Origin of the sequence: Pedobacter sp. SL55, assembly GCF_026625705.1 — a bacterium.
Lineage (GTDB): Bacteria > Bacteroidota > Bacteroidia > Sphingobacteriales > Sphingobacteriaceae > Pedobacter.
In genome coordinates, this window is the sequence record NZ_CP113059.1 from 2,685,702 (window position 1) to 2,711,425 (window position 25,724).

The following is a 25,724-nucleotide window of genomic DNA, read 5'->3' on the forward strand; positions in this document are numbered from 1 at the left end:
ATATTAAATATGAGGTGTTTATTTGTGTGGACTTATTATCTTGCATTATTAATTAATCTAAAAAGTAATGCTCAAAAATTTCTCATTCAAAAAAATACACAACGAAAAACAGAATGTAATTATTTACTACGATTCTAATGTAGTAGAAAAAGACAGTGCCATAGATATTCGGTCTTTAACTGAGATTAAAGAAACAGTGTTGGAATCTTGGAAAAACAACTTCGAATTTGTAGAAGAGGTACAGGATTCGTCAGGTAACGTTACAAAAAAAGGTCTTAGGCCCCCTCAGATAGGTGCAATATACTCTTTGCTTTCTTATTGGACTGTTAATTCCAAACCTTCTACAATAGTATTGCCAACGGGAACAGGTAAAACAGAAACTATGTTATCTGTACTTGTTCATTCTCGAATAAATACACTTTTGGTTATCGTTCCTTCAGATTCCCTTAGAAAGCAGTTAACTGATAAGTTTAAGACTTTAGGAGTTTTAAAGGAGTTTGGTATTGTTAAAGAAGCAGCTTTTACTCCGACTGTATCTTTAGTAAAGTCATTTCCAAAATCGAAAGATGGCATAAAGAAAATATTTGAGGTGTCCAATGTGGTTGTGGCTACTATGGCTGGACTAAATACCTTAGATGAAGAGTGTTTAGCTGTTATTTCAAATAATGTTTCACATGTATTTATCGATGAAGCCCACCATATAGCTGCCGATACGTGGAGTAGAATAAGAAGCTTTTTAGCTACTGATGCGTTGGTTACACAGTTTACGGCTACTCCGTTTAGGAATGACAAGAAAAAGGTTACAGAAGATATAATTTACAATTATCCTCTATCTAAGGCTCAAAAAGATGGATATTTTAAAGAAATAAACTTCATCGCTATAAATGAATTTGATGATTCTAAAGCTGATGAAGAGATTGCTAGGGTAGCTGTTGAACAACTCAAAACTGATTTAGATAATAAATTTGATCATTTATTAATGGCTAGAACCGATAGCATTAATGAAGCCGAGAGATTGATACATGTTTACTCTAAATACAAAATTTATGAGCCCGTTGTAGTACACAGTCAGTTAAATACGTCATTAATAAATGAACGAATTGAACAGTTAAAAAGTAGAAAATCTAGAATCGTGATATGCGTAGACATGTTTGGGGAAGGTTTTGACTTGCCACAACTAAAAATCGCCGCACTTCATAAAAAACATCAAAGTCTAAGTGTATTAATACAATTTACAGGTAGGTTTACTAGAAGCGGTCATAAAGATATAGGTGATGCTACTATAGTTGCTAATATCGGCAACTCTTTTATATCTAATAGTTTGGAAGAATTGTATGCGGAAGATTCAGATTGGAATAAATTATTAAGAATAAAAAGCTCGGGGCAAATAAATGATGAGATTGATTCAAATGAATTTTTTAAGAATTTCGATAAAGGTGAGATTAATTTGTCCTTAAGTAACGTTCGGCCAAAAACAAGTACGGTAATTTATAAAACAAAGGCGGATAAATGGACACCAAGTAAATTTAGAAAAGGTTTTAAAAAAGATGCGGACGTAGCGTCTATTGTTAATAATGAAGATAAGGTTTTACTAATAGTAGAAAAGAATATAAATAAGATAGATTGGGGTGCAATTAAAGATATCGAGAATGTAAGTTATGATTTATACATTGTACATTTTGATGTCAAAAGTAAATTGCTTTACATACATGGTTCAAATAATAGTAGCCTTTTTAAAGAGTTGGCAGAATCCGTTGTTAAAACGCCAGCCTTAGTGTCTGGAGAACCTATGTTTAGAGCATTTTATAATTTGAATCGTCTTATGTTATTTAATATAGGCTTAAACAATTTGTATGCTGGACACAAAAAATATACGATGTATGCAGGTTTTGATGCAGGAAATGGTATTTCTCAAATAACTAAAGATGAAAGCGTAAAATCCAACATTTTTGGAGTTGGATTTGAAAATGGTGAGAAGGTAAGTGTTGGATGCTCTTATAAAGGTAGGGTTTGGTCAAGACAGGCAGTATCTATAGGCGATTATATCACATGGTGTAAAAATGTGAGCAAAAAAATACTTGATACGAATATTGATCCAAATGTAGCTTTACAAACCTCTTTAAAGAGAGAGATTATTAGCAAATTACCAAGTGAGGATGTATTAACTGTGGATTGGCCAGAACTATATTATGAGTCGCCAAATTTCTTAAATACCGTTAGTTACAATAATGTAGATTACAGTATAGATTACTTGAGTATTGAGCTATCTGAAGTTCAGTCCAAAAATTCAATTTCTTTTAAAATTGTGAATGATGATAAATTCAGTGTTGAATTTGAATTAACTGTAGATAAAAATGGTTTTAAAATTACTCAAAAAGATACTGTTAAACTTTTTAGTTATAAAAAAGGTCAATTAGTGCCGTTAGAAGAGTTTTTCCAAAACGAACCTCCGCAAATAAGATATATTAATAGCTCATTACTTGCAGGGAACGTTTTTATAGATGCATCAAACCATAAACCATCGCCATTTGATATTAAGTTTATAGAAGTAATAGACTGGACAGGAACAGATATAACTAAAGAATCTCAAAAAGTAGAAAAACGGATTGATTCAATTCAGAAAAAAATGATTGATAATCTTGTGAAGGAGAATAATTTAGTTGTTTTTGATGATGATGATTCTGGAGAAATAGCAGATATTGTAATTATAAAGGATATAATAGATGCGACAGTTAATATAGAGCTTTATCATTGTAAATTCTCAAAGACAGATAGTGCAGGAAGTCGAGTTGATGACTTTTATGCAGTATGTGGGCAAACACAAAAAAGCATAAATTGGAAAATTAATCCAGAAAAATTTTTTAAACACCTGTTAAAAAGGCACGCAGATCGTTTAAGTAAACATAGTGTAGGACGAATCGAAAAGGGAGATATATCCATTTTGAATAATTTGAAAAAGAATGCGAAAAAGATGCGGCTAGATTTTAAATGTTTTATCGTTCAGCCAGGTCTATCGAAAAATGCAGTTAGCACGGAAATATTAACTTTGTTAGGATCTACTGAATTATATTTAAAAGAGACTTATAACATACCTTTAATAGTGTATTCAAGTGTTTAAAATGTTGATTTTGTTTCTTTTTTGTTACTTATTGATGTTAACTATTTGATAATCATTAATTATTTACTTTCTGTATCGGAATATATAAAAACTCTTGTAGTTTTTCCTTGCTCTTCGCTTACAGCATAAAATTCTTTTACTTTATTCTTAACTAAATCAAAATTATTTATAAATGAATGTGGATTAGATATAGGAATTTGAGGAAATACTTCTAGAATTCCATCCTTAAAATCAATATCTATTTTTATCTTTTCAGGAATAAATAATTCCTGATTGCTTAGGAATTGTTCCAAAGTCAATCCGCTTTCTTTGGATAGCGTTTTTAACTCGGATAATTTTTTTAGATTGGTTACATTTCCTTTTTCAATTTCCGGCAAACTGTTAAATTCTTCTATTGCTTCACAAAGCAAATATTGGTTTTCTGATAGTAAGTATTCAGTTTCTTCAATTTTAATTATTGCACCGTTTCGACTTACTTTAAGCCTTGTTCCATTGGGTGCAAAATCATAAAATCCATACTTGAACTTAAAGGAATTATGTTTTAACGTTCCATCTGATTCAACTAAAATTTCATACTGATAACTGTTTGGCAATTCTAATATTTGCTTATCAATGTCGCTTAGTTTTAAAATATCAATGTTTTCAACTTCGCAAGAGTTTTCTGTATAGCCTGCTAATCCATTATCGCGTAATTCGCTTAAAATTGCAAGTTGTGATAAAAATTCTGATTGCAATTCTGCCCAATTTGATACAGATATTTTTTTTCCATAACTATCAAGGAAATAGAATGAGAACTTTTTATTGTTATGTGTATATCTAAACATTTATTCCTGCAATATTTTTAAACCAATATTCAAACACTTGTTCCCAACTTAAATCTCCATCATTATGGGTTAAGCGACCTTCTCTGTTGGTGTTGTTAATACTATATCCTGAACGGTAAACAAGCATTGGCATATTACCATCTCTTAATTCATCTACACTATTTAATTTATAATCTAAGTTTGGTTTAGATGTGCCGTTTATCTTATACGCATAAAAAGCATAACCAGCATCGCTAAACTCAATTAGCATATATTCTCCTATATAAAGAATGAAAGCGGAAACATCTTTTGTACTGTAAACGGTATTAAATCTTGCATCTAAATATTCAGTTATTCTATCATTTTGTTGAAGAATCCGTTTAGTTCTATTTTGACCATAAACCTTAAAGGAAACTCTATTTTTTGAAGCAATTTTAAGCCAGAATTTTTTCCTCCTCTCATCATTCAGACATACTCTAAAGAAAGTATCAATGAATTGTTTTGCAATCCATTCATCGAGAATATTTCTCGCTTCAATAATTTCTCTGCGTTCCACTTCTGTTGCATTGTCAAACGCCGTCCAATTGGAAACATTGCTTGGGTCGCCTATTTGAGTAAAGGCAGTCTTTTTTACACTGTCTTGTAGGCTCGAAAATTCGGGTTTATTGGCTTGAATAATTATTTTGCTGATTAATCTTTTGCTTGTGATTGAACTATTATGTTTTAATAAGACTTCATTCAGATTGTCGATTTCTGTTGATATTTTATTCTTGTTCCTTTCGTAATAGGTTACAATAACTTTAGAGAAGTAGGCATAATCAAACCACGATTCAGGAACACCTAATATTTTAGTAGCTTCTTGAATTGGTTTGTTAAGTTTTGCGATAGTGTCGCCCAAAATTAAATCCCCATTTTTGGTGTTGAAATATCGCTTATTGTTTTTGAAAGAAATTAATGTGCTTCGATTGCCTGAATAATTGTCTAATTTTTGGCTGGTAAAATGCTCTAATTGCTCTAATGATTTCGGATATTTTGTTTCCCAATTCTTCAAAAAGCAATCTATCAACCCAACTAAAAATGAATCACGCCAGTTTGATTCTAATAAAGTCAAAGCATATTTCAACTCATTTTCATTGCTAAAAATGGAACTTAAATTTTGTTCTGAATAATTTAAGGAATAGGTAAGCGTTCTTAATTCTCTCCGTTCAAAACTTGTGTCAATAGTATTGATAGATTTTTTAAATTTTCTAAAAACTTGTGGAATAAGATTGTTTCCTGAAAACGAAAAAGAATTTGCCCCAACATCCTCTGTTATTTTTTGAAGTTTGTCAATTCTATGTTCATTCAATGATGTAAGCTTAATTGGAATAATCTTTTGTGCCGACTGCTGAAATGCAGTCGGTAAAAATGAAATTGTAATATGTCCTGGGTTGTCGGCATATTAGTTTCTTCGTCCGTTTAATTTACTAAGTTGTTCAGTTAGTTCTTCCAAAATGTCTTCTTGTTTTGATGAAGCTCCTGCAAGTGATTCCGCTGTTTTGGTTAAAGCATCGGTGTATTTGCCTAAATAAGTTTCAAGACTCTCTCTTACAGTTGTTTGATAACCTTTTAGTCCTGTTTCAAGGTCGGCAAATACTTTTGACAATCCTTTTTCAATGATTTCAAATTTCTGTGCATAATCGGCAGAAACGCTTTTTGCAGTTTCTAATGATTTTTGAATTTCAGTGATTGTATTTGAATTGTTTTGTAAGAACTGATTCGAATGTTTTGAAAATTCATTTTGCGATTCTCCAAATCTGCTTGATGATGTATTGATTTCCTGCGATACGTTTCTAAAAACAGAAATAACTTTTTCCAATTCTGTTTGAGCTTGATTGAGTTTTGAAATGCTACCATTCACTTCGGTTGAAAGTCCGTTCATTTTTTCAATGCTTGTATTAAAAGCACTCAAAAGATTTTCGGAAACTTGTAGGTTTTTCGATTGTTCATTAAGTAAAGTTTGTTGTCCTGATTGTAAATCTCCGACTTTACTTCGTAGAATTTCGCTCATATCCTCAACCTGTTTTCTCATTTGGTTGGTTGATTCTTCCGATTGAGAAAGTGTTTGTTTTGAAATTTGCTGAACCACTTCTTGTAAACCTCTGAAATTTTCATTTAGATTATCGGTCATATTTTGCAATTTCAAAGGGAAGTCCGTTAATGAACCACCTGCTTGACCAAGTAAACCTGCTAATCTTTCCATTTCATTTTTAGTATCGCCACTCATTGAAGTTTTAAATTCTGCAATCATTTTACCCATTGATTCCTGTAATTCCTTCACAATATTTTGAGTCATATCGGTTGCAGGGTCTTTCAGCTTGTTACCTAAACTCTCAATTTCGGCTTTAACTAATTTTAATTCTTCTACAACAGCACCTGTTGGATTATTGAAAACTTCTTCAAAACCTGCTGAAATTGTTAAAGCTAAATCGGAGGAAAATGTTTGTAAGGATGTTGATTGCTTTTGAGATTCCTTATAAATATCTCGAAACACATTGCCGGGTTTAATTGTGTTTCCGTTTTCATCAGTCGAAGTAAAATCGTTTCTTAGTTCTTTAATTGCTTCAATTAAATTATTGATTGCTAGTGTCTCTTCGCTTAAAACACCTTCTTCCAGTTTTTTCTTTTTGATGTTTGTCCAAAAAGAAAAACCGACCAATAAAGCAACTCCAAAAATTGATACAAGGAAAGCGGTCTTCAACCCATTCATCAATTCTGGAATACTTTTTTCAATATTGTTGCTGTCAAAATTCCACAAACCAATTGCGATACCTAAAAACGTAAATAATATTCCAAGAGTAGGGAATAAGTGAGGTATAAAATCAAACAAATGTTCATTGGTATTTTCCTTTGTGCGCTTATTAATATAGAAAGCTGCCCAAATAGCAACTATGAGGATTATTCCAATTCCAAATATTATTTCAAAACTCATTATTCGTTTATGTTTTTAAGTGCTTCGTTTATGATTGCTTCACTTGTGGTTACTATTCTAAATTCAACTCTTCTTGATTTACCATTATCAATTGGTTGTTTACTGTCGAAGGAAATTTTATAATCTTTATCAACGGTACGACCATAAGAAAGTCCATTGGCTGTAAGCCAATATTGCAGTCTTTCTTTTTCGGCCGGCTGCAAGTTGATAAAATAGTTTTGAGAACGTAAAAAACCCAAAACATTTCTTGCCCTGTCTTGCGACAGCTTCATGTTATCAATATAAGGGTCTCCAGACAGTTTAATAGGTTTACTGTCTGTGTGTCCCTCAATTCGAATTTCAGCAATTTTATCGTGATATTTTTTTTGCAACACAACATGAAGGTATTTTGGAAGAAAGTCGCTCAAGATAGTTCGAAAGTGGGTAGTGATATCGGCGCTGCCTTCGCTAAAAAAAGCACTTGTGGATTTGTAAATTTTATTGATAAGTCATTGTCAAGCTTCAAATTCCATTTGGCGAAGTCATTTTTAAAAGCTTTGTTAAGTTCATTGTATAGGGAGACTTTTGACTCTTCATAGTCTTTAAATATTTGATTCTGTTCTTTCTGCCTTTTTTCTACTAGTGCCATATAGGAAATTGACATAAATAGAAAAATTACCATTAAGACCGTCATAAGGTCTGCTAGAGGAATCCAATGACTTTCTTTTTTTGTTCCTGACATTTATGCAACGGAGTATTTTATCAAATTATGTGGAATAGTTATAAATGGAAACAACGATGAGAACTTGTAATTGTAGTTCATGGATTATTAAGTAAGCGTTTATTTCAATAGATTTAAATATGCAATGCAATGAAAAATACAATATGATTTCAGTTATCTGTGAAAAAATGATCTAATTTTAAGTAGAATCTCAAAAATATTGATTTAAGCTCAATACCTCTCCACCGCCCCGTGCAACTGCTCCCTAAACCCATAAATCTCATCCAAGCTATTTAGCAAAACTTTTTCTCCGGCATCTTTGCCCTTATGAAAAAGTTCGATGTATTTATTAGCACTATTAAAATGCAAGCGGCAAAGCGGTTTACGGTTATTATCGTCTAGCAACACTCCGAAATAAGATTGCGTATCTCTAGCCGCAATGCGATCTGATGTAAGTTTCTCACGCAAAATCGCCTTTACAATTTGGAAAGCTTCTAATTCTTCGTCGGTGGTAATTACTTTTGGCGTATCGTTGTTATCATCTATAGAATTAACTGTCTGTTCTTCAGTTTTACTTTCAATGTTTTCATTGATGTGTAGGGCCGATTTTAAACGATGGCTAATAGACTCGTTAATAGAGATGGCCAGTGCTTTTTTAGCATATTCTTTAAAAGCAACCATTCTGCTGGCAATTAAAGGTTTATCGAAAAAACGGCTCACCAATAACTTAACCAATTCATCAGAAGGCTGTTCAATTTCTTTTTCGAACTCTTTTCTAATGGCCTTGATGTACTTTAACGCTTCGGCAGAATCTAAAATGGTCTCCAGATGGTAACCTTGTTTGGTAAAGCTTTCTAAAACTTTAATGGCATTGTCTTTCAAATCTTCTATATTAATGGTCAAGAACGGCTTCTCGTCCATAATATTAGGTTGCTCTAAATCGGTGTAGAAATTATAAATCACACCATTTGTGAGCACACCAAAACGGGCTTTAGATACATGGAAATAACGATGTAATTGAGAGTTGTGGGCGTCTGCATTTTCTTTCCAATGCTTACATTCGATGATGAGGATGGGTTCGTTATCTCTTTTAATGATGTAATCTACTTTTTCGCCCTTTTTGGTGCCAATATCACAAATATGTTCGGGTATAACCTCTGTTGGATTAAAAATATCGTAGCCTAAAATTTGAATAAAAGGCATTACGAAGGCATTTTTTGTGGCTTCCTCGGTGTTAATCTGTTCTTTCAAATGAACTACCCTTTGATGAAGCTGCTCTAGCTTTAATTTTAAATCCATGTGTTTATCGGTTGGTACTCCCAAAAGTACTAAGCCGATTTTGCATCATTTTACGGGAAACCGTAAAGGGCTAAAAAAAGTTTTTATTGATTTAGGGATGAGGTATCAGGTATCAGTTGTTAGGTATTAGTGGTCAGTTGGGCTTTTATCATTCCATCATCTAATTATCAAATCAACGCCGTTAAATAATTTTCTTATCCTTACAGTAGGCAATTAGCTGCTCATTACTAAAGATATTAAGTTTGGTTTTGATGGTGCTTAAACGTTTTTCGACACTGCTTAAACCAGAGGGTTTAATATTTTTTTGTTGCAGGTAATGCGGAATATTTTTTTGGGGTACGCCCTGCGAGAGTAAGAAAACCAATTCGGTATCAAATTCATTAAATTGATGATGCTTTTCTTCGAAGTCTTTTTTGAGGTTTGCCGAAAAATGTTTTTTACCGTGGTAAGTATGTTGAATGGCATCTCTAAGGTCTTGTGCATCTCGGCGAGCTTTCGGCACAAATGCATCTATATTTAATTCATCAAAAAGAGACTGCGCTACAGAGGCTCTGTTTTCGATAGAAAATATCAAGACTTTTAAATTGGGCTGTATTTTTCTTGCTGCAGCAATTAAGGCCTGCCCCGTGGTAATTTGTTGGCCTGGCATATCTTCTTCAAAAGACAGATCGGTAATGAGCAGTTCGTAAGGTTCGCCATCGTTAATGGCTTTTTCTATACGTTTAATTGCATCGTCGCAGTAATAAACATAATTTCTGCTATCGTGAGGTATTTTGAGCTCTTCCAATGTTCTTTGTATAGAGTAATTGATGGTTTCGTGATCTTCTGCAATTAATACTTTTTTAAACATAAGGTAGTTTTTTAGGAAATAGGGAAAGAAATTTTAATCTCCAACCCAGTTTCAGTTAATGTTTCAAAAGTAATTGACCCCGAAATATTTTTAATACGGTTTCCCGTATTTGTCAATCCATTTTTAAATTGAGCGCTTTTAGGAATACCAACACCGTTATCTTTATAGTATATCTTAATTTCTTGGTTATTGTGCTCAAATGAAACTGACACTTGGGTTGCGCCACTATGTTTCGCCATGTTTACCATTAATTCTTGCAAAATATGTTCTATTTCAAATTGTACTTTTGCAGTTGTTTTCTCCCACAATTGTTTGGTATTGCCATTAATTTTTGCGGTAACAACTGGTGATGAGAAGGAATTAATCAAGTTTTTTACTTTTTTATGGAAATCGATCAATATCGTTGGTGTCTGATCGTATGAAATATCCCTAGATTTCTCATACATATCTTCTATTTTATCCAATATTGCTTCTTTATCTATTTCATCTTGATTTTCGATTTCGATCATTACCCTATAAAGACCATTGGCAACCACATCATGTACTTTTTTAGAAGTTTTAAGTTGATTTTCTTTAATTGCTTTTTCTGCAATTAGCTTAATGTGCTGTTGGCGTTTTTTATACCAAAATAATCCTGTAGCTAAAATTAAAATAGCAATGATAGTAATAATGATGATCTGGTAAGTTTTTTCGGTATTCTTTTTCTGTAAGACTAAATTATCTGCTTTATGTTTTTCGGTTTCAAACTTAATGAGTGCAAAACGGTTTTTAGCAAGGTTTCTAGCTGTTTGTAAACTGTCGTCTAGTTTAAGGTAACGATCAAAGTAAGCATCTCTATTTGGTTTAGGGCTAAATTTGATGAGCTTTTGCAGGGCGAATAGCTGGTCATCGGCACTATTTAATTGCTGTGCATTGGCTAACATTTTCTTAGCGTAGTACAGCGCAGAATCGGGTTGATATTTGGCATAGTAATCGGCAATGTAATGATAGCTAGAATTTAAGCCCCATAAGTCTTGTTCTTTTTGACGTATGCTTAAGGCTATTTTTAGTTCGGGCAATGGATTGTAACCTAGATTTAGGTGCCATTTTGTGACCGCTACATTAGATAATATCATTGCATAAGTTATCTTATCTCTTTTACTTTTTTGTAATAATCTGTTATAAATAGCTAAGGCGTTTTTATATTGTTTTGATCCTTGATAGGCATTTGCTTTGTTGTTTAGGTAAAGTAAAATTGAGCTGGAATCTGTAGCGAATTTAATTGCTAGATCATAAAATTTAATAGCGTTATCATAATTTCTGAGACGTTCATTGGCAATAGCCAGATTGTTGTAGTTGGAGTGGAGGTAGGGATAATCTTCTTTTTTCTCTTCATTTAGATAGGATAGTGCTTCGAGAGAGAGTTCTTGTCCGCCAAAGTAATCTCCTATGTTAGTAGAGATGATTGCCGAGTTTACCAAACAGTTGGCTACGCCGATACTATCTCTGCGTTGAAGAAAAATTTCTTTTGCTTTTTCAAAGAAGATAAATGCACTGTCTGGTTTTTGAGTATCTCTGTAGGTATAAGCTTGGTCGTGAAAAGGATTTGCGTCTTTATCTCTCTTATTGTTCTGCTGGTTTGCAGAGCACGAAAGTAAAAAAAGACTAATAAAAAGTAGGTAGAGGCGTGTCACAGCTTTGAATTTACCCAAAACTACAAAAAACAATGTAAACAAAAATAGAGTAACTATATTTTAGAATCTAAGAAGCAAGGTGCCTAGCACCTTGCTTGAGGTTAAATTATGGTTTTGGTGGTGGGTTTTGTCCAGAACCACCACCTGGATTAGCCGGACCTGGGCCATCAACGCTGGTGTCGCCGCCGTCACCATTAGGATCTGTATTTGGGTCGCCATCTTCGCCATTGCTTTGGCTTACATAAATGGTACCTCCGGTATTGCAATTTGAAGATTGACTTGAAGGAGAAATTAATCCCATAAGGATTGCAATAAAAATTGGAATAAACATTTTGTCAAAAATTTAAAAGTTGAATAATTGCAGTTCTGAGCGAACCGTTCGCTCGGTTTACTGTGATTTATTCAGAAGGCCTTCTGAAATTTTTGGGAAGTGTTTCGAGTTTCAACCGTGGGAACTTATAAAGCTTCCCAGTCCAATATTTCGCTACCGCGATATCCACTCATTTTTTTAAAACCAGATTTCGTGTTTGTTTTTTGTGACTGATTTCGAAAGCAAAGATGTGGGCTTGAAATAGCTTTAAAGAAGGAATTCCAATGATTCCAATGAGATTCCAATTAGTATTGTAGTATTCCAAAAATTCCGTTTATTTTCGCTTAAATCTTTTAGGAATGCTCGAACAACGGAAAGAAAAAGTAACAACCACCTACCAGCGATTAAAAAAATCAGGAAAATTATCAGCTAACTTATTACATCCAACTACGGCCAATTTGCGAAACGAATGTGTCATTGTTTTTTCGAAATGTCCTGATGAAAGAATAAGAAGTATCTTAAAAGGATTTGGCGTGGAGATTTCTATTGCAGCTGATATTAGAAATATTGACCCCGATAAGTTTAGACCGTTAAGGAAATTTATATTAGAAGAAATCGAAAATCCCAATATCCAAACTGTTGAGTTGCTAGCTTGGTTGTTAAAATTTTACGACGCAGAAATACAGCCAATTACTAATCCTATAAAGACGCCAATTTATAAGCAGAAGTATTTCCAAATTGTTGCTGTTTTGTTATTATTAATTGCCATATATGTGGTTTGGCCAAGGCCTAAATGTATGTATTGGGATGGATCAGCTTATCAGCAAAAAGATTGTAACCAGGCTGCTGAGGAAGAGTTAAAGGCTGTTCGCTTAGACGACAGCAAATTGAAGCGCTTTAAGAGAATAACCAGACCAGATACCATCAACTATAAGGATATTGGTAGAGTTTGGTATATGAAGATAGATACAGTACCAGATTTTTTTACAGATAGTGGAATGCATCCAGTGGATGAGGAGAAACAATTAAAGCCTATTACAAAATACATTATTGATAAGTATATTTTGAAGAAAAAAGATACAACAGTTGTTGGGGGGTAGAATAAATATTTTTGAAAAATTAACAGGTAACGTCGGCGAGGGCGCCAACCTTGGATAGGCTTTCGCTGGCATCCTCGCCAACAAACAAGTGTAAAGAATAGCGATTAGAATGCTTATTAATGAAAAACCCTTCCCGAAAACATCATTGCTTCGTTCCATTTTTCCATATCCAAATTCAGCTGAACACCTTTTGAATTTAAGTAACTAATTACATTTTCTGTAGAGATATTGCCTGTTAAATCATCTGCAGCCATTGGGCAACCGCCAAAACCTTTTAAAGCGCTATCCATACGGGTGCAACCTGCGGCAAGGGCAGCTTCAATTTTTTCTAGGCGTTGCTGCGGTGTACTGTGTAAATGCAACCCGAACTCGATATCTGGAAAAGCCTGTACTAGGGGAGGAAAGATCTCCATTATTTTATCTGGAGTAGAAACGCCAACGGTATCAGCTACAGAAATGATTTTCACGCCTTTTTTTACCAATTCATTTGCCCAGTGCGAAACAATAGCTGTATTCCACTCATCGCCATAAGGATTACCAAAACCCATAGAAAGATAAACTACCACTTGCTTATTATGCTTTTCGCAAAGGTTCAGTATTTCTTCTACGGTGTGTAAAGATTGCGCAATGCTAGCATTGGTATTACGCTGCTGAAAAGTCTCCGAAATAGAAAAGGGGAAACCTAAATAAGTAATTTCCGGATGTTTCACTGCATTTTCAACACCTTTCAAATTAGCGACAATAGCCAGTAATTTGGTAGTGCCAGACAAATCTAAACCAGCCAAAACTTCTTCGGTATCTCGCATTTGCGGAATGGCTTTTGGCGAAACAAAACTACCAAAATCTAAAGTGTCAAAACCAACTTTAAGCAAGAGGTTTAAGTATTCTATTTTGAGATCTGTAGGTACAAAATCATGTAAACCCTGCATGGCATCACGAGGGCACTCTACCAATTTAATTGGATTGTTAAAGTTTTCTGTTTTTATAGGCATCATAATCAGTTAATGCTGCGGTATAAGTGCCTTTCATGTAAGGCGATGAAATTAAGAAATCTGCAGTAGCTACATCGCAAGCCATCGGAATATTCCAAACAATGCCTACACGTAGCAAAGCTTTCACATCTGGGTCGTGTGGTTGCGCCTCCATGGGGTCCCAGAAGAAAATTAGTACATCAATTTCCGATTGTGCAATTAGGGCTCCAATCTGTTGGTCGCCGCCTAATGGGCCACTCAATAGTTTTTTTACTGGTAAACCTAAACTTTCTTCTAATAACCTACCAGTTGTGCCAGTGGCCAATAAGCTGTGTTGACTAAGCGCATCTTTATTTGCTATAGCCCATTTAATCAGGTCGTCTTTGCGGTGGTCGTGGGCTACTAAGGCTATGGTTTTGTTGGCATTAAGTTGCTTCTGCGTCATGTGTTTGTTTGTATTCTTTATAAGGTTTAAATGGTCTGATGATTAATCTAGTACCTCTGTCGTAGCTAAAGTAACTCCAAACCCAATTTACGAAAACTACCAATTTGTTCCTAAAGCCTACTAAGGTCATTAAATGTACGAACATCCAAGTAAACCAAGCAAATATTCCTTGAAATCTTATCTTATTGATATCTACCACCGCTCTATTTCTTCCAACCGTGGCCATTGCACCTTTATCGAAATACTTGAAAGCTTCTGTAGGTTTGTTTTCTATTAAGTTTACTAAATTTTTGGCTAGTAGTTTTCCCTGTTGTATGGCTACTGGTGCTACGCCCGGGTGTCCGTTTGGGGTATCTTCGGTAATCATTGCCGCTACATCGCCAACTGCAAAAATGTTTTGATAACTATCTACCAAATTAATTTCGTTCACTTTTAAACGATTTCCCCTCACTACAACTTCGGTATTTAAGCCTTCTAGCACTACGCCTTTTACACCTGCGCTCCAAACTACCGTGGCAGCACCAATTTTTCGGCCATCAACAAGTGAAAGTGTTTGTCCGTCGTAATTTTGCACACGGGCCTCGGTGTAAACAGTTACGCCGAGTTCTTCTAAAAATTGTTTAGCTTTTTGTTGTGCGGGTACAGACATGGCGCCCAACAGTTCGGGAGAGCCTTCAATTAAGTAAATATTAACTTTATCTAAATCTAGCTCTGGGTAATCGTTTTTTAGTACGTGCTTTTTTAAGTTCGCCAATGGCGCCGGCGGTTTCTACACCTGTTGGCCCGCCACCAACCACAACAAAATTAAGTAGCTCACTTTCTTTAAGAGGATCTTTAGCTATAATTGCCGCTTCCAAGTTTTGCAGTATTAAGCTACGCAGATTTAGTGCTTCGGGGATGGATTTCATGGGCATAGCATGCTGCGAAATTTCTGTTTGCCCAAAATAGTTACTGGTAGATCCAGTGGCGATTACAAGGTAGTCGTAATCAATATCACCAATGGTAGTTTCTAATCTGTTTTGTTCCGGAATTACTTTTTTTACTTCTGTAACGCGAAATTTTAAATTTTTCTGTCCTTTAAAAATCTTACGGATAGGGAAGGCGATAGAATCTGCTTCTAAGCCTCCAGTAGCTACTTGATAAAGTAAAGGCTGAAAAGTATGGTAGTTGTGCTTGTCTAAAATAAGCACATCTACATTTTTATTTTTTAGCTTTTTAGCCAATTCAATACCACCAAAACCACCGCCAACAATTACAATTTTCTTTCTGTTTTCCATACCAGATGAAGTTAAAAGTCTAAAGTTAAAAGTAAGAATAGCCTACCATTAACTTCAATTAAGCAACAGGTAAACTGCTATTTAGTTTGGTAAATATAGAGATTTAATGGTGGTTTGGTTTGTAGTTTGTTGGCTGTTTGGTTTTATTGCTAGAATGTGGAATTAGTTTGACAGAAGGTTTGATTTGGAAAGCTTCAGTAGTGCTTATCGGTTACGATAGTCCTGCTTTTTGCTGCAATCTTTTTGTTTAAGATAGGGGTGCCCAACCTGGTAGGTTTCGAAAGCCTATCAGGTTTATTTATAGATAGTGCACCAAAAAGTATTTCCGCTGCTATCAGGTTTAGATAACTTACACCTGTGCACAACATTTGCATTTTAAACCCGATAGTAGCGAACACGTAGCGGCAAACCTGTGTGTTTGCCCGAAGTAAAGCGAATAGCGGGAGTGACATTGTTTATTGCAGTGATTTGCTTTTCTAATCACTTTCTACATTATTTCTCTCAAAAAAAAAGTCCCGATTTGCATCGGGACTTAAGATTTATGATTTGGTTTTGAAAATCTATTTTACTGCTTTTTCGTCTTTCGATAAATCGATTACGATTGGCGTAGAGATACATAATGATGAATAAGTACCGATGATACGACCAATTAATAGTGCAAAGATAAAACCACGGATGCTATCGCCACCGAAAATGAAGATTACGATTAATACGAAGAATACCGATAATGAAGTTAAGATGGTACGACTTAATGTACTGTTTAACGCGAAGTTGATTAGCTTGTTACGCTCTTCGCCATACATATCGTCTTTACCAGCTTCTGCTAAACGCTCGCGGATACGGTCGAATACGATTACCGTTTCTGTCATGGTGTAACCCATTACCGTTAAAATTGCTGCGATGAAATCTTGACCAATCTCTAGTGGGAAAGGCAACACGCCATCTAAAATAGTGTAGAATGAAATGCTAATAATACGTCATGGAACAACGCAATTACCGCACCTAAACCATATTGCCATTTTTTGAAACGTACCAAGATGTAGATAAACATCACTAAACAAGAGAACAACACTGCATAAACCGCACTAGTGATGATATCGCTAGCAATGGTTGGCGTTACTTTTTGTGAACTCTCGATGGTGTATTTAGCACCTAAACCATCTAAACCTTTACGCAAAGCTGTCTCCACAACTTTATCTGCATCTGGCGCTTGGTCTGTAATGTGGTAAGGTGTAGTAATTTTTAACGAATTATCAGTTCCGATAGTTTTAACTAAAGCTTCTTCGCCTTCGAAATTTTCAGATAAAGTTTTAGCAACTTCTTCGGTGTTCAATTGCTTGTCGAACTTTACCATGTAAGTTCTACCACCTTTAAAATCAACACCTAAGTGTAAGCCATCGTTTTTGAAGTACATGGCAGTACCCGCTACAATGATTACTGCAGAGATGATATAGTAAAGTTTTCTACGTCCAACGAAGTTGAATGCTAAGTTTTTGAATGCTCCTCTGGTTATGTTGTTATCGAAAGTGATGTTAGCTTTTTTGTCCATCATTGATTCGAAAATCAAACGAGAAATCAATACTGCTGCGAATAATGAAGTAACGATACCCACACATAAAGTGGTTGCAAAACCTTGTACTGGACCAGAACCGAAAACAAATAAGATTACACCTAAAATGAATACAGTAATGTTAGAGTCTAAGATTGACGACATGGCGTGTTTAAAACCTTCTCTAATAGCTAAATTGGTAGATTTACCTAAGGCCAATTCTTCACGAACACGTTCGAAAATAAGGATGTTAGCATCTACCGATAAACCAATGGTTAACACAATACCTGCGATACCAGGCAGCGTTAATACTGCACCAAATGCAGCTAAAACGCCCATAATAAAGAATACGTTGATTAACAATGCAATGTTGGCTACCCAACCTGCTTTGTTGTAGTAAAATGCCATGAAAGCAAGAATTACTACGAAAGCCAATACGAAAGATAATAAACCGCTATCGATAGCTTGTTGACCCAATGACGGACCAACAACGAAATCTGAAACGATTTTAGCAGGAGCAGGTAACTTACCAGCTTTTAATACGTTAGCTAAATCTTTAGTATCTTCTTTAGTGAAACTTCCAGTGATAGAAGAAACACCGTTAGGAATTTCGTTTTGTACTGTAGGAGCAGAGTAAACTGTGTTGTCTAATACAATAGCAATTGCTTTTTTGTTGTTAGGATCAGCAGCAGCTTCTGCAGTCATTTTTTTCCACTTAGATGCACCTTCGCTGGTCATGAACATGGTTACATCAGGGTTGTTGTTCTGGTCGTAACCATCGCGGGCGTTAGCAACCGCATCGCCACTTAAATCAGGGCGGCCATCTAACGAAGTTGATTTAATTGCATAAAGCTCAAATGCTTTTGTGCCAGTTCTTGGTTTTAGTCCCCACATGAATTTCATGGTAGTTGGAACTAAAGACTTAATTTCTGGACGAGCTAACATGGCGTTAACTTTTGCTGTATCTTTTTGCAAAGCCGAACCCACTACTGCACCAGGCATTAATTGAGGTTGGCCGTTTTCGCCTTGATAAACTGGAGGTACTAAAACTGCAAATAAAGGGTTTGTTTTTTGAGCTTCGGCAGCTAGGGCAGTTGCGCTAGTATCTTTAGTTGCAGCTGTTGAGCTTGCGCCTTTAGTTAAACCAGCTAACTTACCACCTTTGGCAGCAGTAGTGTCTGCTGTTGCTTTTGTGGCTACTGTATCTTTTACTGTTAGTGCTAAGGTTTTGTTGATGTTTTCTAAAACTGGATAAACCTCTTGAGATTGATATACTTGCCAGAATTGTAACTCGGCAGAACCTTGCAATAATTTACGAACACGTTCTTTGTCTTGGATACCTGGCATTTCAATAAAGATTCTGTTAGAACCTTCTTGTTTCTGCATGTTAGGACTAACTACACCAAAACCATCAATACGGCTACGTAAGATGATGAATGAACGATCGATAGCGCTGTTAGCTTCTTTGCTTAAGTAAGATTTAACTTCAGAATTGCTCGCCGTAGCTTTTAATTGTTGTACGTTATCTTGGTTAGCAAAGAAATCGGCTAACTTCCCGTTAGGAACCAGTTTCTCGTATTCGCTTACAAACAAAGCAATGAAATCTTTTCCACCAGCGTTCATTTGGGTTTGCGCATTGCTCAACGCTTTGTTGAAGTTCTCATCAGAAGTGTTGCCAGCTAATGATTTGGTCAACTCTGCCAAAGAAATTTCCATGGTAACGTTCATACCACCTTTAAGGTCAAGACCTAAGTTAATTTCTTTGCTTTTTACTTGCTGATAGGTAAGGCCCAATAATGGATATACCTTTTCGGTAGCCATTGAGTCTAAATATGCTTTCTCTTTTGCTTCATCGCCTTTTGCAAATTCCTTAGCCTTTTTCTCTACGTTGTAAGTAATGATGTTGAAAGAAAGTGAATACAGACAGACGATACCCAAAAGGATCGCCATAAATTTTATAAAACCTTTACCTTGCATTGTTTGTTTAAATCTATTATTATAATAAGCTGTTTTTTAACAAGTCGGCAAATCTAATTATTTTTTTATATAATAGAACTGCTAAATGTAATTTTATTGGGATAAGAAATATATTAAGCCACAGATGCACAAATGATTTTAATAAATTTTGAAATATTAACCTGTACTAAGTTCTGTTAGCTTTATTTTTAAAAGAGAAATAAACTCTTTATTGTCTTTTTCTGAGATGTTATATTTAATGTTTAATAACTTTCCATTTGCGTCTGTTAAATACAATCTATAAAAGCCTCTATTTAAATTAAGCTCTATGTCAAGCATCGCTTCTGCCGAACTGTTGTCACCCCGAGCATCAATTTCTGAGATACCGTTAAACTCGTATTCTTTTTTTATTCTGAAAGGATAAATGAATTCGACAGTTATTTTGTTATCGAAAAGACTTAAAACACACAAATATCGTCCAATGAGATAAAAGGCTAATAGGTTTATACCAATAATACAGATGAATGAGCTTAAAATATCCAATCTTTTGATAATTGCGAAGACTGAAAATAAAATTATGGTTACTATTAAGAGGCTTAGTAGAAAAAAGTAAGAAAAAGGTTTTTTAGATTGAAAACGGAGCATTATTAAGAATTTAGTAGTTAACGGCGCTCTAAAGTTGAAAAAGTATAAGCGAATTTGTTCTTCTCATCGGGCAAATGATCTTCTTTCCAAACTTCTTTCCAAGTTTTGTTATCCAATTCTGGGAAAAAAGCATCGGCATCAAATTCCTGATGAACTCGGGTCAATTCAATTTTATGTGCTAAAGGAAGTGCTTGCCGGTAAATTTCGGCCCCGCCAATTACAAAAACCTGTGTTTCTTCTTTACAAAATGCTAATGCTTCATCTAATGAATTTACCACTTCTATTCCTGCTAACTGCAAGCCTGTTTGGCGAGTAATTACAATATTTCTTCTATTTGGCAAAGGCTTTCCAATAGAATCGTAAGTTTTACGTCCCATGATAATGGTATGGCCAGAAGTGATGTTCTTAAAATGTTTTAAGTCGGCAGGTAAGTGCCAAAGTAATTGGTTGTCTTTGCCAATGGCATTGTTTGATGATATGGCTACTACTATGGTGGTTTGGTTCATTAGTTCATTGGTTCATTAGTTCATTGGCTCATTTGGACTGCATAGCGCTTACTTCCTGTTTTCCAATGAATTTGATATAACTATTTAATTTGATATGTACTATTTCTAACTTTTTAAGTAAGGTGCTGTGTTGGTTCTCTGTGATTAAATTTCTATGTTTTTGATTTTCTCAAAAAAGATTTTACTTCTAAGATAGAACCTCTACTGTAGTAACAAGAATTCTTATTTTCTTTAAAGTGAAATCTTCCATATCCTTCTGCAATATTTGCACTAATGGAATCGGCAGCTCTGCAAATTTGTTTGCCAACGGTATCTTTAGCAAAGAAATCCCAAGTTAAAACAATGTTCCATATTTCATCCGATATTTCTTCAGCGAGATTGTAAACATCTAGTTCTTCAATCTTATTGTAGCTCATAGTTTAGGTAGTTGATTCTACTAAGCTATATAAAATCAACAAATGAACCAATGAGCAAATGAACCATTAAACCGCCACTATCCCTTTAATATGCGGATGTGCTTCGTAGTTTACCAATTCAAAATCTTCAAATTTAAAATCGAAAATATCTTTAACCTCAGGGTTGATTTTCATGGTTGGCAAAGGCTTTGGATCTCTGCTCAACTGTAATTTCACTTGCTCTAAATGGTTATTGTAAATGTGGGCATCGCCAAAAGTATGGATAAAATCTCCAGCCTCTAAACCACAAACTTGTGCCACCATCATGGTTAACAAAGCGTAAGAAGCAATGTTAAATGGTACGCCTAAGAAAATATCCGCACTGCGTTGGTACAACTGACAGCTTAACTTTCCATCGGCTACGTAAAACTGGAAAAAAGCATGGCAAGGAGGCAAAGCCATGTTTTCAATTTCGGCCACATTCCAAGCAGAAACAATGATACGTCTACTGTCGGGATTGTTCTTAATGGTGTTGATGATTTGCGTAATCTGGTCAATTTGGCCACCATTTGGTGTGGGCCAACTGCGCCATTGCGAACCATAAACCGGCCCTAAATTTCCATCTTCGTCTGCCCATTCGTCCCAAATGCGTACGCCGTTATCTTTAAGGTATTTAATGTTGGTATCGCCCTGCAAAAACCAAATCAACTCGTGTATGATAGATTTTAAATGCAGTTTTTTAGTGGTAACCATCGGGAAGCCTTCTTGCAAATTGAAACGCATTTGGTAGCCAAATACGCTGATGGTACCCGTTCCCGTTCTATCGTGTTTTTGTGTGCCATTATCAAGCACATGCTGCATTAAATCTAAATATTGTTTCATAACCCCAAACCCCTAAAGGGGCTTTTAAAAAGTGAAATACAAAGCTAACCATTAAAAGCCAAGGCTGTATTTCTGTTTTTCAACAGTGTTGATGATTGTTAGATTTCTATGCTATAAAACGATATTTTATATATTAAATACATTAGTTTTGCTAAACGATGATGTTTAGAAAAATAATCTTTTCGATTTTTATAAGCGGATGTTTTGCTGTTACAAGCTTTGCACAAGCTATAACTGCTCAAAAACTTTCTGGTGCTGGGCTGTCTATCGTAAATCCAACTATCGTTTACGATCCTGCTTATGTGAAGTTGAAATATCCAGGTGGAGATGTGCCTGCAAATACTGGCGTTTGTACAGATGTAGTGATACGTGCTTACCGTAAATTAGGTATCGATTTACAGAAAGAAGTGCACGAAGACATGAAAGCTAATTTTGGCCTTTATCCTAAAAACTGGGGCCGTAAAACTCCAGATAAAAATATTGACCACAGGCGTGTGCCTAACTTAATGGTGTTTTTTAAGCGCAAAGGCAAGGTAAAACCGATGACAAAAAACGCAGCAGATTATCATCCTGGAGATATTGTATGTTGGGATTTAAACGGCAGACAATTGCACATTGGTTTGGTAGTCAACAAAAAATCTAGTGATGGCAAGCGTTATCTTCTTGTGCATAATATTGGCGGAGGACAGGTTGCTGAGGATGTTTTGTTCGCTTGGAAAATTATCGGGCATTATACTTATAAAATCTAGATAAGAGAATTTAGTATATTTGTTTATGACTAATTTAGAAGCACTCCAAACAGAAGAAATAAAAGAGCTTTGTAAAAAGAATAAGGTAAAGTCTTTATTTGCTTTTGGTTCTATTACGAGAGCAGATTTTAATGAAAAATCTGACGTAGATTTATTAGTGGATTTTTATGAGAATGATCCCTTTAGTTATGCTGATCTTTATTTTAATTTAAAAACTAAATTAGAAAATCTGTTAAAGCGGCAAGTAGATTTGTTGGAAGAGAGAGCAATAAAAAATACCCTTTTCAAAAAACAGTTGGATATAACCAAAGTTAAAATCTATGGAGCTTAAAGTCCAAACATATTTGCTAGATATTCTGCAATGTATAGATGAAATTTTTCTGTTTATTGGCGATAATCATAACTTTTTAAACTATAAGGAAGACCTTAAAACCAAAAAAGCAGTAGAGCGTAATTTAGAAATAATAGGAGAGGCTATCAATAGAATATTAAAAGAAAAGCCTCAATTTCAAATTGAAAATGCAAGAAATATCATAGGAACAAGAAATCGTATTATTCATAGCTATGATAATATTTCTGATGAAATTATTTGGACAATTGTGGTTAGGGAACTTCCTAAATTGAAAATTGAGGTTGAAAAATATTTGCTAGATAGTTAAGTTTTGCGTTTTAAGTAATACGTTAAGTCTTTGCTCTTTTATCTTTGTTCATTTCTCCTTTCTCAATCTAAAATCGTACTTCGTAAATCGTAAATTAAAAAGATGTTAACATTTGCCAACGCAAAAATAAATTTAGGCTTATTTCTTACCGACAAACGTACAGATGGTTACCATAACCTACAGACTGTTTTTTATCCAATCAAAATAAATGATGTAGTAGAATTGGTAGATGCCGAAGAAACCTCGATGCTAATTAAAGGAATTGATATTCCCGGCGATGCTACTGATAATATTTGCATGAAAGCATTTAAAACACTACAAAAAGATTTTAATTTGTCGCATCAAAAGATAGTGTTGTTAAAAAATATACCAGTAGGGGCTGGTTTAGGTGGCGGAAGTTCTGATGCTGCTTTTTTAGTGAAATTAGTCAATCAGAAATTCAACTTAGGTTTAGCCGACGGCCAAATGGAAGATTACGTTAGGCCACTTGGTGCCGATTGCGCCTTCTTTATCAAGAACAAACCTACCTACGCTTTTGCCAAAGGCGATGAATTTGAGGAAGTAGAAATAGATTTATCGGCGTATTACTTGGTGTTAGTTAAACCGTCGGTACATGTTTCAACCGCACAAGCTTACAGTAATGTAAAAGTAAAACAGCCTTCCAGTTCTTTAAAAGATTTGATACATTTGCCGTTACAAGATTGGCAAGCTCATGTTTTCAATGATTTTGAGCCTTCTGTTTTTGCAAAATATCCTCAAATTGACGAAATTAAAACAGCACTCTACCAAGCGGGAGCTACATTTGCGCTAATGAGTGGCAGTGGTTCTTCGGTATTTGCGGTATTCGAAAAAGAAGTACAATTGCCAGGATTGGAAAAAGATAATTTAGTTTTTTACGATATATAAAGGTATCGGGTATAAGCTTGAAGGCGTAAGGTCTCAAATCTCAATACTCAAATCTCAATACTAATATGGAAATCAACCTTATCCGCAAAAGCGGAAAATTTAATTTTGAAGCGCAAAATGAAAGCGGTTTTACCGTAGAGTTAGATGCAAAACCATCCATAGGAGGAGAAGGCAAAGGTTTTAGGCCTATGGAGATGTTATTGATTGGTTTGGGCGGCTGCAGTGGCATTGATATGGTAAATATCTTGACCAAACAAAAAGAAGAATTAACGGATATCAAAATCAATATCAAGGCAACTAGAAAAGAAGAGGAAACGCCTGCAATTTTTGATGTAATTGATATTCAATTTAACTTGTTCGGCGAATTGAGCATTCAAAAAGTGGAACGTGCCCTACAAATGACTTTTGATAAATATTGCTCTGTTTCCAACATTTTGGGCAGATCGGCAACTATAAATTTTACATATACTATTAATAAGGGATGAGGTTAAAGGTTTAGGGTGTAAGGCTAATGGTCTTGCAGCTTATCTCATATCTCAATACTCATATCTCAATACTAAAAAATGTCTAATAATTTCGAAACCATCGCTATACGCACTCAAACTGAAAGAAGTTTGCACAAAGAACATTCTGCACCTATTTACTTAACATCGAGCTATAAGTTTGACGATGCCGAAGAAATGCGTGCTTTGTTTGCTAACGAAAAGGAGGGGAATGTTTATAGTCGTTATTCAAATCCTAACACTTCTGAGTTTATTGAGAAAATGTGTTTGTTAGAAGGAGCCGAAGACGGATTTGCTACGGCAACGGGTATGGCATCTATTTTTACTACTTTTGGTGCCTTTTTAAAAAATGGCGATCATATTGTTTCTAGTCGCTCGGTATTTGGTTCTACACACCAATTGTTAACCAATGTGTTTTCTAAGTGGGGCGTAACTTTCGATTATGCTGATTTAGATAAGCCGCAAGATTGGGAAGCTTTAATTAAGCCAAATACAAAAATTATTTTCGTAGAAACGCCTTCTAATCCCGGTATCGATATTATTGATTTAGAGTTTCTAGCTGGTTTAGCCAAAAAACACAATACTTTATTAGTGGTTGATAATTGTTTTGCCACACCGTATTTGCAACAGCCTATTAAGTTAGGTGCGCATATTTCTATCCACTCGGCAACTAAATATATTGATGGGCAAGGCCGAGTTTTGGGTGGTGTGATTTTGGGTAGCAAAGCCTTAATTACGGAGGTCATGAATTTTGCCCGTCACAGTGGTCCATCTTTATCTCCGTTTAACGCATGGGTTTTGTCTAAGAGTTTAGAAACTTTGGCAGTTCGTATGGATCGCCATTGCGAAAACGCTTTGAAAGTGGCCGAATATTTGGAAAAACATCCAAAAATCAAATCAGTTAAATACCCATTTTTAGCTTCCCACCCTCAGCATGAAATTGCTAAAAAACAGATGAAACAGGGCGGCGGTATTGTTACCATTGTGGTTGATGGTGGTGTAGAAGGTGCTCGCAAATTTATGGATGGTTTAAAGATGTTCTCGATCTCCGCAAATTTAGCAGATACGCGTTCTATTGCTACGCATCCAGCTACGAGTACCCACAGCAAATTAACAGAAGAAGAACGAAATATTGTGGGTATTGAGCAAGGTTCTATCCGTTTATCTATCGGTTTAGAGCATATAGATGATATTTTGAAAGATATTGAGCAGGCGCTGGGCGGTTAGCAGTTGGCAGTTTTCAGTTAACAGTTTTCAATTGGCAGTTTTTCCCAAAGGGATGCCTACGGCACAGTTCACAGTTTTAACTCGGCAAGTTTAACCAGACTTACGAACCTGAGCTCGATTATTATTTGCTTATTTTACGGTACTATATAAAACTATCGGGTTAGCTGACCCTGAAATAAATTCAGGGTGACGAAAGATCGGCGGTTCGTCATGCTGAATTTAGTTCAGCA

At 35.2% G+C, this 25,724-nt stretch carries 25 protein-coding genes and 1 pseudogene; 8 read left to right on the forward strand and 18 right to left on the reverse strand.

Annotated features, from left to right (window positions below; all coding sequences use genetic code 11):
• Positions 1-67: 67 nt before the first annotated feature.
• Positions 68-3,118, forward strand: coding sequence for a DEAD/DEAH box helicase (locus OVA16_RS12120; RefSeq protein WP_267759707.1), 3,051 nt, complete (start codon positions 68-70; stop codon positions 3,116-3,118).
• A gap of 59 nt (positions 3,119-3,177) precedes the next feature.
• On the opposite strand, the gene OVA16_RS12125 is transcribed toward OVA16_RS12120, so the two are convergent.
• The 9 genes from OVA16_RS12125 to OVA16_RS12165 form a co-directional block, all read right to left on the reverse strand.
• Positions 3,178-3,942, reverse strand: a complete 765-nt coding sequence (locus OVA16_RS12125; RefSeq protein WP_267759709.1) for a hypothetical protein — start codon at positions 3,940-3,942, stop codon at positions 3,178-3,180.
• Positions 3,935-5,269, reverse strand: a complete 1,335-nt coding sequence (locus OVA16_RS12130) for an EH signature domain-containing protein (RefSeq protein WP_267759711.1) — start codon at positions 5,267-5,269, stop codon at positions 3,935-3,937. Before OVA16_RS12130 ends, OVA16_RS12125 begins: the two co-directional genes overlap by 8 nt.
• A 93-nt stretch (positions 5,270-5,362) precedes the next feature.
• Entirely contained in the window at positions 5,363-6,892 is a 1,530-nt protein-coding gene (locus OVA16_RS12135) for a hypothetical protein (protein WP_267759713.1), read from the reverse strand.
• A complete protein-coding gene (locus OVA16_RS12140; protein WP_267759715.1) occupies positions 6,892-7,299 on the reverse strand; it encodes an OmpA family protein in 408 nt (135 codons plus the stop codon). The genes OVA16_RS12135 and OVA16_RS12140 overlap by 1 nt, the downstream gene beginning before the upstream one ends.
• The gene (locus tag OVA16_RS12145; protein WP_267759717.1) at positions 7,296-7,613 is read right to left on the reverse strand and encodes a hypothetical protein; all 318 of its coding nucleotides are present in this window, start codon (positions 7,611-7,613) and stop codon (positions 7,296-7,298) included. Before OVA16_RS12145 ends, OVA16_RS12140 begins: the two co-directional genes overlap by 4 nt.
• Positions 7,614-7,823: 210 nt before the next feature.
• Positions 7,824-8,891 carry a type I restriction endonuclease gene (locus tag OVA16_RS12150; RefSeq protein WP_267759719.1) on the reverse strand — a complete coding sequence of 356 codons (1,068 nt, stop codon included), beginning with the start codon at positions 8,889-8,891 and terminating at the stop codon, positions 7,824-7,826.
• A 181-nt stretch (positions 8,892-9,072) separates the two neighbouring features.
• Positions 9,073-9,741 carry a response regulator gene (locus OVA16_RS12155; RefSeq protein ID WP_267759721.1) on the reverse strand — a complete coding sequence of 223 codons (669 nt, stop codon included), beginning with the start codon at positions 9,739-9,741 and terminating at the stop codon, positions 9,073-9,075.
• An 11-nt stretch (positions 9,742-9,752) separates the two neighbouring features.
• On the reverse strand, positions 9,753-11,414 hold the full coding sequence (locus OVA16_RS12160) for a tetratricopeptide repeat-containing sensor histidine kinase (RefSeq protein WP_267759723.1): 1,662 nt from the start codon (positions 11,412-11,414) through the stop codon (positions 9,753-9,755).
• 106 nt (positions 11,415-11,520) lie between these two features.
• Positions 11,521-11,715 carry a hypothetical protein gene (locus OVA16_RS12165; RefSeq protein ID WP_267759725.1) on the reverse strand — a complete coding sequence of 65 codons (195 nt, stop codon included), beginning with the start codon at positions 11,713-11,715 and terminating at the stop codon, positions 11,521-11,523.
• Positions 11,716-12,083: 368 nt separating this feature from the next.
• Here OVA16_RS12165 and OVA16_RS12170 point away from each other — a divergent pair, with 368 nt between their 5' ends.
• Complete coding sequence (locus OVA16_RS12170; protein ID WP_267759727.1) at positions 12,084-12,824, forward strand: hypothetical protein; 741 nt, start codon at positions 12,084-12,086, stop codon at positions 12,822-12,824.
• 116 nt (positions 12,825-12,940) lie between these two features.
• On the opposite strand, the gene OVA16_RS12175 is transcribed toward OVA16_RS12170, so the two are convergent.
• The 9 genes and pseudogenes from OVA16_RS12175 to OVA16_RS12210 all read right to left on the reverse strand — a co-directional run bounded on the left by OVA16_RS12175 (position 12,941) and on the right by OVA16_RS12210 (position 21,450).
• Positions 12,941-13,819 (reverse strand): hydroxymethylglutaryl-CoA lyase, encoded by an 879-nt coding sequence (locus OVA16_RS12175; protein ID WP_267759729.1) that lies wholly within the window; start codon positions 13,817-13,819, stop codon positions 12,941-12,943.
• Positions 13,791-14,240, reverse strand: coding sequence for a methylglyoxal synthase (locus OVA16_RS12180; protein WP_267759731.1), 450 nt, complete (start codon positions 14,238-14,240; stop codon positions 13,791-13,793). Before OVA16_RS12180 ends, OVA16_RS12175 begins: the two co-directional genes overlap by 29 nt.
• Positions 14,221-15,517, reverse strand: a pseudogene (locus tag OVA16_RS12185) (NAD(P)/FAD-dependent oxidoreductase). The gene OVA16_RS12180 and the pseudogene OVA16_RS12185 overlap by 20 nt, the downstream one beginning before the upstream one ends.
• A gap of 560 nt (positions 15,518-16,077) precedes the next feature.
• A complete protein-coding gene (locus OVA16_RS20105; protein ID WP_324288379.1) occupies positions 16,078-16,452 on the reverse strand; it encodes a hypothetical protein in 375 nt (124 codons plus the stop codon).
• A gap of 8 nt (positions 16,453-16,460) precedes the next feature.
• Complete coding sequence (gene secDF / locus OVA16_RS12190) at positions 16,461-19,016, reverse strand: protein translocase subunit SecDF (RefSeq protein ID WP_324288380.1); 2,556 nt, start codon at positions 19,014-19,016, stop codon at positions 16,461-16,463.
• A gap of 183 nt (positions 19,017-19,199) precedes the next feature.
• On the reverse strand, positions 19,200-19,565 hold the full coding sequence (locus tag OVA16_RS12195) for a hypothetical protein (RefSeq protein ID WP_267759733.1): 366 nt from the start codon (positions 19,563-19,565) through the stop codon (positions 19,200-19,202).
• Positions 19,566-19,684: 119 nt separating this feature from the next.
• Positions 19,685-20,173 (reverse strand): dihydrofolate reductase, encoded by a 489-nt coding sequence (locus OVA16_RS12200; RefSeq protein ID WP_267759735.1) that lies wholly within the window; start codon positions 20,171-20,173, stop codon positions 19,685-19,687.
• Positions 20,174-20,325: 152 nt separating this feature from the next.
• A complete protein-coding gene (locus OVA16_RS12205; RefSeq protein ID WP_267759737.1) occupies positions 20,326-20,589 on the reverse strand; it encodes a four helix bundle protein in 264 nt (87 codons plus the stop codon).
• Between the two features lie 66 nt (positions 20,590-20,655).
• Positions 20,656-21,450, reverse strand: a complete 795-nt coding sequence (locus tag OVA16_RS12210) for a thymidylate synthase (RefSeq protein WP_267759739.1) — start codon at positions 21,448-21,450, stop codon at positions 20,656-20,658.
• 158 nt (positions 21,451-21,608) lie between these two features.
• Between OVA16_RS12210 and OVA16_RS12215 the strand changes: the two genes are divergently transcribed.
• The 6 genes from OVA16_RS12215 to OVA16_RS12240 all read left to right on the forward strand — a co-directional run bounded on the left by OVA16_RS12215 (position 21,609) and on the right by OVA16_RS12240 (position 25,494).
• Positions 21,609-22,199 carry a DUF1287 domain-containing protein gene (locus OVA16_RS12215; RefSeq protein WP_267759741.1) on the forward strand — a complete coding sequence of 197 codons (591 nt, stop codon included), beginning with the start codon at positions 21,609-21,611 and terminating at the stop codon, positions 22,197-22,199.
• A 25-nt stretch (positions 22,200-22,224) separates the two neighbouring features.
• Positions 22,225-22,530 (forward strand): nucleotidyltransferase family protein, encoded by a 306-nt coding sequence (locus OVA16_RS12220; protein WP_267759743.1) that lies wholly within the window; start codon positions 22,225-22,227, stop codon positions 22,528-22,530.
• Positions 22,520-22,858: a DUF86 domain-containing protein gene (locus tag OVA16_RS12225; protein ID WP_267759745.1), complete on the forward strand. Its 339-nt coding sequence runs from the start codon at positions 22,520-22,522 to the stop codon at positions 22,856-22,858. Before OVA16_RS12220 ends, OVA16_RS12225 begins: the two co-directional genes overlap by 11 nt.
• Positions 22,859-22,960: 102 nt before the next feature.
• Positions 22,961-23,764 (forward strand): 4-(cytidine 5'-diphospho)-2-C-methyl-D-erythritol kinase, encoded by an 804-nt coding sequence (gene ispE / locus OVA16_RS12230; protein ID WP_267759747.1) that lies wholly within the window; start codon positions 22,961-22,963, stop codon positions 23,762-23,764.
• A 65-nt stretch (positions 23,765-23,829) separates the two neighbouring features.
• Positions 23,830-24,249 carry an OsmC family protein gene (locus OVA16_RS12235; RefSeq protein ID WP_267759749.1) on the forward strand — a complete coding sequence of 140 codons (420 nt, stop codon included), beginning with the start codon at positions 23,830-23,832 and terminating at the stop codon, positions 24,247-24,249.
• Between the two features lie 78 nt (positions 24,250-24,327).
• Positions 24,328-25,494: a trans-sulfuration enzyme family protein gene (locus OVA16_RS12240; protein ID WP_267759751.1), complete on the forward strand. Its 1,167-nt coding sequence runs from the start codon at positions 24,328-24,330 to the stop codon at positions 25,492-25,494.
• The last annotated feature ends 230 nt before the right edge of the window (positions 25,495-25,724 follow it).